At 67.1% G+C, this 14,121-nt stretch carries 16 protein-coding genes and 1 riboswitch; of the genes, 7 read left to right on the forward strand and 9 right to left on the reverse strand.

Features of this window, described 5'->3' with window-relative positions; genetic code table 11:
• Positions 1–94: 94 nt before the first annotated feature.
• The 3 genes from MWU77_RS05710 to MWU77_RS05720 are packed head-to-tail and all read left to right on the forward strand — an operon-like array spanning position 95 to position 2,496.
• A complete protein-coding gene (locus MWU77_RS05710; RefSeq protein ID WP_169686960.1) occupies positions 95–694 on the forward strand; it encodes a peptide deformylase in 600 nt (199 codons plus the stop codon).
• Positions 684–1,673 carry a GNAT family N-acetyltransferase gene (locus MWU77_RS05715; RefSeq protein WP_247273142.1) on the forward strand — a complete coding sequence of 330 codons (990 nt, stop codon included), beginning with the start codon at positions 684–686 and terminating at the stop codon, positions 1,671–1,673. The genes MWU77_RS05710 and MWU77_RS05715 overlap by 11 nt, the downstream gene beginning before the upstream one ends.
• A 19-nt stretch (positions 1,674–1,692) precedes the next feature.
• A complete protein-coding gene (locus MWU77_RS05720; RefSeq protein WP_169686962.1) occupies positions 1,693–2,496 on the forward strand; it encodes an exodeoxyribonuclease III in 804 nt (267 codons plus the stop codon).
• On the opposite strand, the gene MWU77_RS05725 is transcribed toward MWU77_RS05720, so the two are convergent.
• Complete coding sequence (locus tag MWU77_RS05725; RefSeq protein WP_247273143.1) at positions 2,463–3,125, reverse strand: hypothetical protein; 663 nt, start codon at positions 3,123–3,125, stop codon at positions 2,463–2,465. The genes MWU77_RS05720 and MWU77_RS05725 overlap by 34 nt on opposite strands.
• A gap of 95 nt (positions 3,126–3,220) precedes the next feature.
• Positions 3,221–3,565 carry a GNAT family N-acetyltransferase gene (locus MWU77_RS05730; protein WP_374229813.1) on the reverse strand — a complete coding sequence of 115 codons (345 nt, stop codon included), beginning with the start codon at positions 3,563–3,565 and terminating at the stop codon, positions 3,221–3,223.
• 137 nt (positions 3,566–3,702) lie between these two features.
• Here MWU77_RS05730 and thiD point away from each other — a divergent pair, with 137 nt between their 5' ends.
• Positions 3,703–4,551 (forward strand): bifunctional hydroxymethylpyrimidine kinase/phosphomethylpyrimidine kinase, encoded by an 849-nt coding sequence (gene thiD / locus MWU77_RS05735; protein WP_169686964.1) that lies wholly within the window; start codon positions 3,703–3,705, stop codon positions 4,549–4,551.
• Between the two features lie 13 nt (positions 4,552–4,564).
• On the opposite strand, the gene MWU77_RS05740 is transcribed toward thiD, so the two are convergent.
• The 6 genes from MWU77_RS05740 to thiO form a co-directional block, all read right to left on the reverse strand.
• Positions 4,565–6,031, reverse strand: coding sequence for a M28 family peptidase (locus MWU77_RS05740; RefSeq protein WP_247273144.1), 1,467 nt, complete (start codon positions 6,029–6,031; stop codon positions 4,565–4,567).
• Between the two features lie 26 nt (positions 6,032–6,057).
• Complete coding sequence (locus tag MWU77_RS05745; RefSeq protein WP_169686965.1) at positions 6,058–6,837, reverse strand: ABC transporter permease; 780 nt, start codon at positions 6,835–6,837, stop codon at positions 6,058–6,060.
• On the reverse strand, positions 6,837–7,766 hold the full coding sequence (locus tag MWU77_RS05750) for an ABC transporter ATP-binding protein (protein WP_169686966.1): 930 nt from the start codon (positions 7,764–7,766) through the stop codon (positions 6,837–6,839). The genes MWU77_RS05745 and MWU77_RS05750 overlap by 1 nt, the downstream gene beginning before the upstream one ends.
• Positions 7,767–7,824: 58 nt before the next feature.
• A complete protein-coding gene (locus tag MWU77_RS05755; protein WP_308198767.1) occupies positions 7,825–8,622 on the reverse strand; it encodes a thiazole synthase in 798 nt (265 codons plus the stop codon).
• The gene (gene thiS / locus MWU77_RS05760) at positions 8,615–8,830 is read right to left on the reverse strand and encodes a sulfur carrier protein ThiS (protein ID WP_169686967.1); all 216 of its coding nucleotides are present in this window, start codon (positions 8,828–8,830) and stop codon (positions 8,615–8,617) included. The genes MWU77_RS05755 and thiS overlap by 8 nt, the downstream gene beginning before the upstream one ends.
• Positions 8,827–9,891, reverse strand: coding sequence for a glycine oxidase ThiO (gene thiO, locus MWU77_RS05765; protein ID WP_247273145.1), 1,065 nt, complete (start codon positions 9,889–9,891; stop codon positions 8,827–8,829). The genes thiS and thiO overlap by 4 nt, the downstream gene beginning before the upstream one ends.
• Positions 9,887–10,001, reverse strand: a riboswitch (TPP riboswitch). (Overlaps the previous gene by 5 nt.)
• A gap of 26 nt (positions 10,002–10,027) precedes the next feature.
• Between thiO and thiE the strand changes: the two genes are divergently transcribed.
• On the forward strand, positions 10,028–10,729 hold the full coding sequence (gene thiE, locus MWU77_RS05770; protein ID WP_169686969.1) for a thiamine phosphate synthase: 702 nt from the start codon (positions 10,028–10,030) through the stop codon (positions 10,727–10,729).
• A 4-nt stretch (positions 10,730–10,733) separates the two neighbouring features.
• On the opposite strand, the gene MWU77_RS05775 is transcribed toward thiE, so the two are convergent.
• Positions 10,734–11,618, reverse strand: coding sequence for an NUDIX hydrolase (locus MWU77_RS05775; protein ID WP_169686970.1), 885 nt, complete (start codon positions 11,616–11,618; stop codon positions 10,734–10,736).
• A gap of 174 nt (positions 11,619–11,792) precedes the next feature.
• Between MWU77_RS05775 and MWU77_RS05780 the strand changes: the two genes are divergently transcribed.
• Together MWU77_RS05780 and MWU77_RS05785 are read left to right on the forward strand one after the other, a co-directional pair.
• Positions 11,793–13,145, forward strand: a complete 1,353-nt coding sequence (locus MWU77_RS05780; RefSeq protein ID WP_247273146.1) for a hypothetical protein — start codon at positions 11,793–11,795, stop codon at positions 13,143–13,145.
• Positions 13,142–14,116, forward strand: coding sequence for a glutamate ABC transporter substrate-binding protein (locus MWU77_RS05785; protein ID WP_247273147.1), 975 nt, complete (start codon positions 13,142–13,144; stop codon positions 14,114–14,116). The genes MWU77_RS05780 and MWU77_RS05785 overlap by 4 nt, the downstream gene beginning before the upstream one ends.
• Positions 14,117–14,121: the final 5 nt, after the last annotated feature.

A 14,121-nucleotide genomic window follows, 5' to 3' on the forward strand; every position in this document is an offset into this window, starting at 1 on the left:
ACACCTGTGTGTTTCCGCGAGTCATTCAATCACGGGGGTGCGACACATACCGGTCGGACGAAGGGACGACTCGCGCGCATTATCCTGGTTCACCATGGCCATCCTTCCCATCGTCATCACCGGCGACCCCGTTCTGCACAATCCCACCGACCCGGTGACCGAAACCCCCGCGGAACTCGCGCAACTGATCGCCGACATGTACGAGACGATGGACGCCGCGAACGGCGTCGGGCTCGCCGCGAACCAGGTCGGCCTCGCCAAGCGCCTGTTCGTCTACGACTGCCCGGATCGCGACGCATCCGGCAAGGTGATCCGCCGACGCGGTGCAGTGATCAACCCGGTGCTCGAGACCTCCGAGATCCCGGAGACCATGCCCGACCCAGAGGACGACCTCGAGGGTTGCCTCTCGGTCCCGGGGGAAAATTTCCCCACCGGGCGTGCCGACTGGGCGAAGGTCACCGGCACCGACGAGAACGGTGAGCCCGTCGAAATCGAGGGTCACGGGTTCTTCGCCCGGATGCTGCAGCACGAGGTCGGTCACCTCGACGGCTTCCTGTACGTCGACGTCCTGATCGGACGCAACGCGCGCGCCGCCAAGAAGACGATCAAGCGCGCGGGCTGGGGCGTGCCCGGCCTCACGTGGCTGCCGGGGAGCGTCGACGACCCGTTCGGGCACGACGACGATGACGACTGACCAGCCGGTGACGACCGACAACCCTGCCGAGGCGCCGATCCCGCTCGGCACGCGAGTCGTCGTCCGGTATCGCTTGCCCGCGGGGTACAGCCATCCGATGACCGACGCCATCGGGGAGCTGGTGTCGCTCGAACCGGTGGTGGTCGTGCGTACCGCTGAGAAGAAACTCGTCCAGATCTCACCGAGCACTGTCGTGGCGCTCAAGGCGCTGTCTGCACGCCCGATCCGCATCGCCGAGATCCGTTCGCTCGAACACGCCGCGGCCGCAGGGTGGCCCGGTCTCGAACAGGCCTGGATCGATGGCTGGTTCCTGCGCGCCGGTGGCGGGTTCACCGGGCGAGCCAATTCCGCGACACCTCTCGGACCACGCGGCACCGTGGGGCACCCCAACGATCCCGACGTGCGGGCACGGCTGCGTGAGTGGTTCGCCGAGCGGGGGCTGCCTCTGCGGTTGCTGCTCCCCGACCGACTCGCTCCGACTCCGGACGGTTGGGTGCCCAGCGGTAACCGGGTCCAGGTGATGGCAGCAGACCTCGACAATGTTCCGCTCCCCCCGAGTGTCGGCCCGGTGGTCGTCTCTCCGGCACCCGACGGCGACTGGCTCTCGCTCTACCGAGGCGGCGACCTTCCGGAGGTCGCAGGCGCGGTTCTCGGCGCGGTCGTTGCGGGCACGCTCGGTTTCGGCCGCATCGGTCCGCCCGGGGCCCGGCCGGTCGCGATCGGGCGGGCCGCGATCACCGACGCTCCCGACGGCCGCCGTTGGATCGGCCTGAGCGCGATCGAGGTCGCCCCCGAGCATCGCAGGCGAGGCGTGGGCACTTTGCTGAGCGGATCGCTGCTGGGGTGGGGCCGCGAACTCGGCGCCACCCACGCCTACGTCCAGATCGAGGGGGACAACACGGCGTCCCGGGAGCTGTATTCCGGGTTGGGTTTCGTCAATCACCACCGCTACGGGTACGTGACGGAGCCCGTCGGCTAGGTCGCCTACAGTAATGGCCGTGCGCCTCGCTACCTGGAATGTGAACTCGGTCCGTGCTCGTACCGATCGGATCGTCGATTGGCTGCAACGAACCGACACGGACGTGCTCGCGATGCAAGAGACGAAGTGCAAGGACGAGCAGTTCCCGTATGCCCGGTTCGAAGAACTCGGCTATCAGGTGGCGCATGTCGGCCTGAGCCAGTGGAACGGAGTCGCGATCCTCTCGCGTGTCGGACTCGACGACGTGCAGATCGGTTTCGAGGATCAACCCGGATTCTCGAAGGACCCCGAGGTCTCCCCCGTGCGTGAGGCGCGCGCCATCGGTGCCACCTGTGGCGGTGTCCGGGTGTGGAGCCTGTACGTGCCCAACGGCCGCGAGCTCACCGATCCCCATTACGCCTACAAGCTCGATTGGCTCGCGAAGCTGCGCGCCGACGCGCAGGGCTGGCTCTCCACCGCCCCGGACCAACCGGTCGCGCTGGTCGGCGACTGGAACGTCGCCCCCACCGACGAAGACGTGTGGGATCCGGCGTTCTTCGAAGGCAAGACCCACACCTCGCAGCCCGAGCGCGACGCATTCTCCGCGTTCGCCGAGGCCGGTTTCGTCGATGTCGTGCGCCCGCACGCGCCCGGGCCCGGCGTGTACACCTACTGGGACTACACACAGCTGCGTTTTCCGAAGAAGCAGGGCATGCGCATCGACTTCGTACTCGGGTCGCCTGCCCTCGCGGCGAAGGTCACGTCCGCGTCGATCGACCGCGACGAGCGCAAGGGCAAGGGCGCGAGCGATCACGCACCGGTGATCGTCGACCTCGCCGAATAGTCCGGGGCGTCGGCCGCGTCCACGTCCTGGGCCCGGTCCGATTTCACGAGTTCGTACGCCACCAACGCGCAACCGATCAGCATGAGGACGCCGTGCGCGATCCGCAGCGTCGGCGACACGAAGAACTGCGGGATGTACAGGAGAAATCCTGCAGCCGTGATGCCCGCCGGAAGCACCGGGGTCCATCTCCTACGCACCGCTGACACAAGCACGACGATCACCCCGACAGCGACGAGGAGCAACCCCACACCGAACGCGATCATCGCCGCGGTTCCGGTTCGGATCAGTTCGGCAAGCTCGAGCGCGGTATCGCCGTCGACGGCGGTGAGTTCGTGCAGCGCGAAGGTCTCGGATCCGAAGTACAGCAGGGTCAGAGCGCTACCGACGCCGATCGCCGCGGTGACGCGCGGTGCAATGTGCAATTCCGCGAACGCGAATGCCGTCAGGAGGAATGCGGCGGCGCCGACGAGATGCGCGACCGTCCACCAGATCGAGCCGAACTGTTCGAGGGTGTCTGCTCCACCGCCGGGTGCGAACGGCCGGGTGAGTGGGAAGAGAGCGAACAGGATGCCCGCGACCACCAGCAGCGTTGCGGCGACCGTGCGTCGTTGGGGATTTTCGTGATTCATGGCGAGATCTCCCGAATAGTGAACACCGACCGCTTTCGAGATCAGTGTTCACTCTTTGGGCCGATCAAGCAAGAGCAGTGCTCACATTTTTCGGGTCAGACTCTCCGAGCGGGCTCGATCGGCACGATCACATCGCGGTAGCCCGGATTCGACGAGAGATACCTCTGCACATACGTACATACCGGCCGCACTCGCCAACCTCGCCTCCTCGCGATGTCGAGCGACCCGCCGACGAGGATGCCGGCAAGACCACGGTGCCCGAAGTCTTCGACGATCACGGTGTGCAGGAAATCGACGACGGGACGCCCCCTCCCGGGAATGCCCGCCGGATGCTCGGAATCGAAATACCCCAGAATGCCCACGAGGTCACCATTGAGACGCAACTCGAATCGGTTCTGATCGGCGTTGTCGGACACCTCCGCCGTCGACAAGTTGATCACGAGCGCCTCCCCGAACCTCAATACTTAGTGTGACGCACGCCACTATAGAGCACATGTGCGCAGCGCTGGGGCACCGCTCCCCCGACAGAGTGCCGACACCGGAAGCTGCCCGAACGACGACCGGTAGGGTCACCTCCGTGCAGCTGCTTCCCCTGGCCGAACAAGGCCACACCCCGATTCGTGTGCTCACCATCGCCGGCACGGACTCCGGAGGAGGCGCGGGCATCCAGGCCGACTCGCGCACGATGGCGATGTGCGGTGTCCACGCCTGTGTCGCGGTGGCCGCGGTGACCGTGCAGAACTCGGTCGGGGTGAGCGGCTTCCACGAGATCCCACCGGAGACGGTGGCAGCCCAGGTGCGATGCGTTGTCGACGACATCGGAGTGGCTGCGGCCAAGACGGGCATGCTTGCGTCGACCGAGATCATCGAAGCGGTCGCGGACGTGTGCTCGGAGGTCGGCATCGGCCGCGACACCGCCGTCCCACTCGTCGTGGACCCCGTGTGTGCGTCGATGCATGGAGATCCCCTATTGCATGCGAGTGCACTCGAGGCCGTCCGCTCGGCGCTGATCCCGCTGGCGACCGTCGTCACCCCCAACCTCGACGAGATCCGGCTCATCACCGGTATCGAGGTGGTCGACGACCGCACCGCAAGGCAGGCCGCGGAAGCACTGCACGGGCTCGGTGCACAGTGGTCGATCGTGAAGGGCGGTCATCTGCGCACTTCGGACTCGAGCACCGATCTGTTGTTCGACGGCGACCGATTCCTCGAGTTCCCGAGCCCGCGCCTCGCCACGGGTAACGACCACGGTGGCGGCGACACGCTCGCGGCGGCGATTGCATCGGCGCTCGCCCACGGCAGGTCGGTGCCGGACGCGGTGGCGTTCGCGAAGGAATGGGTGACGAAGTGCCTCGAATGGTCGTACGACCTCGGCCACGGTCACGGGCCGGTCAACCCACTGTGGCGACTCCACGAGCAGCCCTGACAGAACAGCCCGACTACTCAGTGAACGCAGCCCGCGCCTCGGTGCGCGCTGCCCCGCTCGGGACTCCGTCCGGGCCGTCGAGCGAGCCTGCGTAGACCGCGGTGCTGTAGGCGGCCGACGCCGCGGAGACCGCGAAGGCATCGCGGTCGATGTTGTCCACTGTGTCCTCCGCGCTGTGGTAGTTCGGGGCGAAGTCCTCGTCCGCAGCGCCGCCCCACTTGTCGGCCTCTTCCGGGGTCTTGTCTTCGTCGGCGCCGGTGAACGTGCCACCGGCGGGGATTCCCACTGCAATGAACGGGCCGTAATCGGAGCGACCGTCGAAATCGGTGCCGCCGGCATCGATCCCGCGCTCGGCGAAGAATCCGGAGAGGGTGCGCTCGATGCCGGCCGATCCCTCGGGTCCCGGTCCGGCACCGTCCATATCGGAATCGTCGCCGTCCAAGAGGAGATAACCGGGGTTCGGGGACCCGAGCATGTCGAAATTCAGGTAGAGGGCAATCGCATCGCGCTCCTCGGGAGACAACGACGCGACATACTCGCTCGACCCCACGAGCCCGATCTCCTCGGCGCCCCAGAACGCGAACCGCACCGCGTTGGTGACGCCGGGTTCGCTGCCGAGCTGCAGCGCGGTCTCGAGGACTGCCGCGACACCGCTGCCGTTGTCATTGATCCCCGGTCCTTCGGGCACGCTGTCGAGATGTGCACCGACGACCACCACATCGTCGGTCGAGCCCGTGGCGGTCTGCGCAATGACGTTGCGGGAGCGCTGCGTCTCGGTCTTCGTGTCGAGAACGAGGTCCACCGACGGTGATTCCGCAACCCGCTCACCGTCTGCCGGACCGATTCCGCCGACGGGAATTCGTCGCGGCACGGTCTCGTCGAGCGTCGCACCGGCGAGGGGTCCGTCCTCTGTGTTCACCACGAGCAGCGCCGCAGCCCCCGCATCGGCGGCAAGTGTCTCCTTCACCGAGAAGGTGCACACGCCACGGTCGACCACCACGATCGCTCCCGAAACATCGAGACCGTTGTAGTCGGTGGCCTCGCATCCCGGAGTGTCGTCAGTGGGCACCCGCACGACGGGTGCGGTCAGCCCCTCGGGTCCGGTCGTGGGCGACAGACCCAGTGCCCGCACGTCGAGGGGTTGTCCGTCGATCTCGAGCCTCTGGGCTTCGACCTCGAAGGTGGTGGCCTCGAATTCGGGTGTCTGCACGTCGTATCCGGCGTCGCGCAACGCGCCCGCTACGTAGTCGACACTCGCGTCGTAGCCCGCCGTACCGAGCGCACGGTTACCGTCGTGCTCCGTTGCGATGCGCTCGAATTCGGTGAGGTGGCCCATCAGGGCATCGATCTGCACGCTGTCGGCGAGAGCGGTCGGATCGACGAATGCCGCGTCCGTACCGCCATCGTCCGCGCAGCCTGCGAGCACCACTGCCGCCACCACGACCATGGCGGTGCGGCGGCCGATCACCGTGTCGATCATTGCCCGAGCGTACTGTCCCGCACAGCTCAGGCGTCGCGTTTACCGACCACTGCAAGCGACACACCGAACACGACCGCCGTGAACAATGCGAAGTACAGCAGCGAACCCCACGGTCCCCAATGGAACTCGACCCCCTGCTCCATACCGAGGAAGTGGTTGATGTTGATGAACGGCAGGAACGGCTGAATTTCACGACCCACTCGGCCGAACAACGAGAACAATGATTCGATGAGCAGCGGCCACAACAGTAGGAGCGCGATCGTGCCCGCCGACTGCCGCAGCAATGTCCCCACACCCACCGCGAGGAACACCGCCAGGAACGCGTAGAGCGCAATGCCGTAGATCGCGCGCCACGTGTCGCCCTCGAGCACTAGGTCGCGACCTGCCTCCGGACCCGCGAGAGCTTTCGCGACATACACGGAGATCAGGCCCACCACGCCGGTGACCACAGCTCCGATCACTCCGATGAGAACCGATTTCACGGTCAGCACGAGAGAACGGTTGGGATTGGCGATGAAGGTCGTCCGGATGACGCCGAAACGGTACTCGCTCGTGACCGACAGCGCAGCGAGGATCATCAGCACCATGATGCCGAAGCCCGTGACACCGGTCGCGGCGATATCGGGGGTCAGATAGAACCGGGCGGCCTCGTCGTCGAGCGACATGGAACTGCGGGCCACAGCCCCCATCATTGCGGCGAAACCGATACCCAGGGCGACGATCACCGCCAGGCACCAGAACGGAGACTGCACCGACGTCAGTTTGATGCGTTCCGCACGCAAGGTGTCCAATGCTGGTGATGCCATTACAGGCTGCCCTTCATCACGTCGTCGAAACCGGTGCCGTGGAACTCCACGTCGCCTCCGGTCAGTTTCATGAACGCATCCTCGAGGGATGCATGGCGGCCCGCCAGTTCGTGCAGGACGATCGAGCGTGCCGCGGCGAGCTCACCGATCTCTGCCGCACCGGCTCCCGAGACGTGCAACGCACCGTCCTCCTCGATCACCGTGTGCCCGCGTTCGGTGAGTGCGCTGCGCAACTCATCGAGTTGGGGGCTGCGAACCACCACGAGCGATTCCGACGCCCGATCGACGAAGTCCTCGACCGACATGTCGGCGATGAGCTTGCCTCGTCCGATCACAATGAGGTGATCGGCGGTCTGGGCCATCTCCGACAGCAGGTGACTCGACACGAGCACCGTGCGGCCCTCCGCAGCCAGGGCTTGCATGAACCGGCGGATCCACACGATGCCCTCTGGATCGAGACCGTTGACAGGTTCGTCGAACAACAACACCTTCGGGTCGCCCAGCAGCGCACCTGCCAGACCGAGGCGCTGCGACATGCCGAGCGAGAAACCGCCTGCGCGTTTGCCTGCGACCTCGGTCAGCCCGACCTGACGCAGTACCTCATCGACGCGGGAATCCGGCAATCCGTTGGAGGCTGCAAGCCACCGCAGGTGTGCGCGCGCCGATCGGTTCGGATGTACCCATTTGGCGTCGAGCAGCGCACCGACGGTCTGCAGCGGACGCGTAAGGTCCCGATACCGCTTGCCCTCGATGAGCGCGGTACCCGATGTCGGACGGTCCAACCCTAGGATCATGCGCATCGTCGTCGACTTGCCCGCCCCGTTGGGGCCGAGGAACCCGGTGACGATTCCCGGTGGGACGGTGAACGTCACGTTGTCGACGGCAGTGGTTGAACCGAAGGTCTTGGTCAGTCCGGTCACTTCGATCATGGTTCACAGACTGCCGGAAATCCGGCCGGAGCGCAGCACCACGCCCGCGACCAGCGCCTCAGGGTTCCAGGGGCGACGATGCCTGGGCCCAGAATCGCTTGGGAATGCGTCCGGCATGCCGAGCACGGAAACCCGCTTCGACCGCGTGCCGCATCGCTGATGCCATCAACGCCGGGTCCTTCGCTCGGGTGACCGCCGTGGCGAGGAGCACCGCGTCGCAGCCCAGTTCCATGGCGAGGGCAGCATCCGAGGCAGTACCGATACCGGCGTCGAGAATGACGGGTACCCCAGCGGATTCGACAATCATCTCGATGTGGTGTGGATTGGCGATACCCAGCCCCGTCCCGATCGGTGATCCGAGCGGCATGACCGCGACACACCCGACATCCTCCAGACGACGCGCGAGCACCGGATCATCGGTGGTGTACGGCAGGACATTGAACCCGTCGTCCACGAGCTGCTCTGCAGCAGAGACCAATTCGATCGCATCGGGCAGCAGGGTTCGTTCGTCGGCGATGACTTCGAGCTTGACCCAATCGGTTTCGAGCGCTTCCCTGCCCAGTTGCGCGGTGAGGACCGCCTCCTTCGCTCCGCGGCACCCCGCGGTGTTCGGCAGCGGCGCGATCCCGAGCCGAACCAGCAGGTCCAGCACGCCCGTTCCGGACGTCGCGTCGACCCGACGCATCGCCACGGTGGTCAGTTCGGTACCCGAGGCAACGAGCGCGTCCTCGAGCACGGCAAGGTTCGCGGCGCCTCCCGTGCCGGTGATCAACCGGGACGAGAACGATCTTCCGGCGATGGTCAGCGGGGGCAGGTCATGCCCCGGGTCCACCCGCGCGAGTGCGTGTTCAGCCACCCTGCACCGCCGTGAGGATCTCGACCTGCGCGCCCTTGCCGATTTTCTCGCTCCAGCGCCCCCGGGGGAACAACACCCCGTCGACGGCGACCGCGATGCCCTTCTCGGGCAGTCCCATCTCCGCCAGCAGGTCCGTCATGGCCGGTTCGTCTGCGAAGTATTTCTCCTCACCGTTGACGGTGATACCGACCGAAATCTGATTCGTCATCGCACGCTCTCCTTCGCGAATCGTTGGGGATCTGCATGTGCCACCTCGGCGAGCGGGTTGTCGGCGAGTTCGGCGAGCACCGCGTCGACCGTGACCGCGGTGAGCAGGATTCCGTTGCGGCCGTGCCCGGTGGCAGCAATCACCCGATCCGACAATCTGCCGATCAGCGGCAGATTGTCGGGGGTCATCGGGCGCAGCCCCGCGCTCGCCTCGTGCAGTTCGTACTCACCGATCGCGGGAAACAGCATTTCGGCGTCGGCGATCAGGTCTCGCACTCCCGCGACCGTGACCTCGGTGTCGCCCGCTTCGTACTGGGTCGCTCCCACGACGATCCCGTCGGCGCGCGGCACCAGATACGCGGGGCGTCCGTGCACACTGCCGCGCACGGTGTGCCGCGGCGGCGGGGTCGCTCCGGGTCGCACGCGCAGCCGCAGGATCTCACCTTTGACCGGCCGGACCGGAAGGTCCGGCCACAGTCGCGCCGATGCGCATCCCGCAGCGAGCACGACGCGATCCTCGGACAGTTCGTCGAGGTCGCCGACGGAAGCCTGAACGAACTGCACACCCGCTGCGACGGCAGCGCGATGCAGCGCTTCGACGAGCCTTCTGTTGTCGACGGACAGTTCGGTGGGGGCCAGCAGGCCGAGCCTGATCCGTGGCCCCAGCGACGGTTCGAGATCACGGATCTCGGCGCGTGTGAGGATGCGCATCTCGTGGCCCTGCTCCGCGACCCAGGTTGCGATCGTGCGCAGGTCGGCGGCGTCCGCGGCGTCCAGTGCGACCGTCAGCGATGCACCCGCAGTGAAGACGTCGATGCCGGTCTCGCGTTCGAGATCGTGCGCGAGTGCGGGCCAGCGCTGCAGCGAGGCCGCCCCTAGATCGAGGACGCGTTCTTCCCCGGGCCACCCCTCCGACAACGGTGCGAGCATTCCGCCCGCAACCCAGGATGCGCCGGTGCCCGGAGCACGATCGTGGACGGTGACCGTCCATCCCGCACGGGCTGCACGCCACGCGACGGCCAGACCGATCACGCCACCGCCGATGACCGCTACTGTCGACACGACATCCACCTCACTCCCTGCGCCGGCATGATCCGGTTCAGGTCATAACGGTCGGGGCCGGCAGGCCCCCTCTCAGCCCCGCGATCCCCGGGACTCCCGTGTTGTCACTTTCGAGGTAGAGGCTACCGTCTTGTCCGTGACGACCTATCCGACCACCTACCGCGGCAGCCATCCCGACCCCCGTGGGCGCCTCGCGACCGCGCGGTTGTACCTGTGCACCGATGCCCGTCGCGACACCCGCGATCTCGCCCGGTTCATCGAGGAAGCCCTGGTCGGCGGCGTCGATATCGTGCAGTTGCGTGACAAGGACTCCGCCGGTGAGAAGAAGTTCGGCCGCCTGGAGGCCGGTGAGGAACTCGCCGCACTCGAGGTGATCGCCGATGCGTGTGCACGCCACGGTGCGCTGTTCGCGGTCAACGACCGCGCCGACATCGCGCTCGCCGCCGGCGCCGACATCCTGCACCTCGGGCAGGGCGACCTACCGGTGAAGCAGGCACGGAGGATCCTCGGCGACGACATCGTCATCGGCCGGTCCACGGCCAGCCGCGCCCAGGCCGTGCTCGCCGACGGCGAGGACGGAGTGGACTATTTCGCGTCCGGGCCGGTGTGGGACACCCCGACCAAGCCGGGGCGCACGGCGGCCGGACTCGACGTCCTCCGGGAGGTACACGCTTCGCATCCGCAGCGTCCGTGGTTCGCGATCGGCGGTGTGGATCTCGAACGTCTCCCCCAGGTGCTCGACGCGGGCGCCCAGCGCATCGCGGTGGTGCGCGCGATCACGAAGGCCGACGACCCGCGCGCTGCCGCCGCAGCGCTGAAGGCTGCGCTGCCCGTCTGACGCCCTACAACCAGCCCAGTACTGCCGACGGAGACAGTGCCATGGTGCCGTGCGGCAGACGCTCACGTAGTCCTCGATCGGCGGTCACCACTACTGTCACGGCCGGATCGAGCGCGGTCGCCGTAGCGGGAACAGCGGAAGTATCGGGTGTGTCTGCCGCGGCAAGCCGCGCGAGTTCGTCGTCGCCACTGCCGTCCGCGGTATGCACGCGGGTACGGTCGTCGACGACGATCGCGCTACGCGCACGACCTTCGAGGACCGCCTCGACCCGTGACACCCACCCGAACGTTCCGTCCGGAAGTTCGACGGTGCGTGGGAGCGCCGCCGCGATGTCGGCGAGCAGGGCGCCTGTCGCGCCGGGACGGTCTCGCCACCATCCGGACGGCCCAGTGGCTCCGAGAACGTTCGCGGTGTCGAGCAGCATCCGCACCGGACGGGTGCGCAGAGCAGACCACGCTTCGGCGAAGCCCGCATGCAAAGGCATCGATTCGACCTCGTCCTCGCCCACCCACCGCAATTCGGTGCTCTCCCCGTTCATGGTGGTGTCGAGCGGTGCGGGCGCATCGGCCACCACCGTCGTGTAGGACCACGAGCCGAGCTTTCCCGAGGTGACCCGTTCGGCTCGTACCGCGACCGACGTACTGTCGATTCCCGCTTCCTCGTGAGCCTCGCGAACTGCGGCGTCGACTGTGGATTCGTGACTGTCGCGGGCGCCACCCGGTAACGCCCAGGTACCGCCCTGGTGGCTCCACACCGCGCGGAGCTGGAGCAACACCGCAGGGTTCCCGTCACTTCGCGGTGCGCGGAGCAGCAAACCCGCAGCACCGTGCACGCCCCATCGGCGTCCTCCGTCCGGCCCTACCGCCCAGCCGTCCCCATCACCGCGCATCGAATCCACCCTCCTCGCCCTCGGCCGTCACGAGGGCACGACATCCCCATTCGGGGGCCGGGTACCGGCACTTTCGAACTCCGGTCGACCTCCGACGATGTGGACGCCTGCCAATACGTCCTATCGAACTTATATGCTCGCCACAATCGGGTTGCTCGAGGAAGGGATTGTGCCGTGAACGTGCGCATGCCCCCTCCCATCGATTCCGTCGGCGGCTCGGGAGGCTCGGCCGAGGATCATGACGGGCCGCGTGACCGCAGCGACGGAGCACGTGAGTGGTTCCGGTCGACACCGGCCAAACTGATTTCGCTCGGGTTGGTACTCGCAGTTCTGCTGGTGATCTCCGGGGTGGCATCCGCGCAGGTCGCCAGTAGCCGGAAGGCCACCCATGACCGCCTTCTGGCAACAACCGAGCCGCTCGCGAACGCCGCCCAGAACCTGTACAGCGCGCTGTCCATCGCCGATGCGGCCGCCGTCACCGGATTCATCTCGGGTGGGATCGAGCCTGCCCCGGTGCGCGACCGCTATGTCGAGGCTGTTGCGGAGGCGTCCGGGCAGCTCGTGGTCGCCGCGGCCGGGCTCGCAGAGCAGGACGAACTCGGCGCAGTGAACGTTGCCGCGATCGCGCGCATGCTCCCTATGTACACGGGGCTGATCGAAACCGCCCGCGCCAACAATCGCACCGGCAACCCGGTCGGCGCCGCGTACCTGGCCGAGGCGTCGAACATGATGCAGACGTCGATGCTGCCGGTGGCCGAGGAGTTGCATACGCAAGGCGTGATCGCGGTGAACTCGACCCAGCGCGCCGCGGTGGCCCCTCCATGGACTGCGATCGGGCTGCTTCTGGTCACCGTGGCGGCGTTGTGTGCAGCACATGTCCTCGTGAGCCGAAAGACCCGCCGCACTCTCAACCCGGGTCTGATCTTCGCGATCGGTGCAACCGGTACGTTGCTGTGCTGGCTCCTCATCGCCGGCCTGGTGTCCTCGAGCGCAACCGAACGCGCCATCGAGCAGGGCGCGGAGCCGCTGGCGGATCTCACGGCGAGCCGCATCCTCGCGCAGCAGTCCCGCACGGCCGAGACCCTTCTCCTCGCGCGGCGGGACGCGAGCGGAGCATATATCGGGGTCTACGACGAGACGATCACCCGCCTTGGGGATCGGCTCGACGGTTACACCGAGGGTGGCATCGTGGAGATCGGCACCGACGCCGCGTCCCGGGCGGAAGCAGCCAGGCAGGCGTGGATCAAGTCGCACGCACGAACCGTGGCAGCGCTCGAACGCGGCGATTTCACCGCTGCTGCGGTGCTCGCCACCGGCCCCGGACCCGATGAGGCAACCGCGCAATTCGCCCGTCTCGATGCGGCGCTGAGCGAAGGCATCGAGGACACCCGCCACGAGCTCCGCGACAACGAGTTCCGTGCGTCGCGCACGTTGTCGGGTCTCGCGCCCGTGGCGATCGCCCTGATGGTGCTGTCGCTGATCGCTGTCATCATCGGACTGTGGCCACGACTTCGGGAGTACCAGTGACAGCGCGGCGCTCTGCTGGAGTGTGGATCACGGCCCTGTGTGCGGTCGCGGCGGTTGCGGCAGGGTGCTCCACGGAGGTCCCGCCTCGCGAGGCGACCACCGAGACCTCCACCGTCTCGCTTCCGATGCCCGAGGACGCCGCCTTCGCGCCCTCCCCGTCTGCGGTGCCCACGGCGCCGGAGTGCGGCGATCCCACTGCGAGTCTGCGTCCCACCGGCAACGAGACCGGGCCTGCCCTCGACGCCATCCGTGCCCGCGGCAGGCTGATCGTCGGACTCGACACGGGCAGCAATCTCATGAGCTATCGCGACCCCGCGACCGGCCGCATCACCGGATTCGACGTCGAGATCGCCCGGGAGATCGCCCGCGACATTCTCGGCGATCCGGAGGCAGTGGATTTCCGAATTCTGAACTCTTCGGAACGCGAGCAGGCCCTGCAGGATTCGACCGTCGACATCGTCGCGAAGACCATGAGCATCACCTGCGCACGACGCGAGCAGGTGGATTTCTCCACGGTCTATTTCCTCGCGCAGCAGCGAGTGCTCGTCGTCAAGGATTCCGATGTCCGAAGCGCCGCGGATCTCGCGGGCCGGCGGGTGTGCATCGCTGCGGGAACGACGTCACTCACGCGCATGCAACAACTGCAACCGGCAGCGTCGATACTGACCGTGCCCTCGTGGGCCGATTGTCTCGTCGTCCTGCAACAGCGACAGGTCGACGCCGTGTCCACCGACGACACGATCCTTGCCGGGCTCGCCTCCCAGGACCCGTATCTCGAACTGGTCGGACCGTCACTGGGGTCCGAGCCGTACGGCATCGGGATCACCCAGGGCAGCGACGATCTGGTGAGAGCGGTCAATGGCACCCTCGCGCGGATCCGCGCCGACGGCACGTGGACCGAGTTGTACAACCGGTATCTCTCGGTTCTCGGCCAGGCGCCTGTCCCACCGGCCCCGACGTACGTCGATTGAGGATG

The organism is Rhodococcus sp. F64268 (assembly GCF_023015605.1).
Lineage (GTDB): Bacteria > Actinomycetota > Actinomycetes > Mycobacteriales > Mycobacteriaceae > Rhodococcus.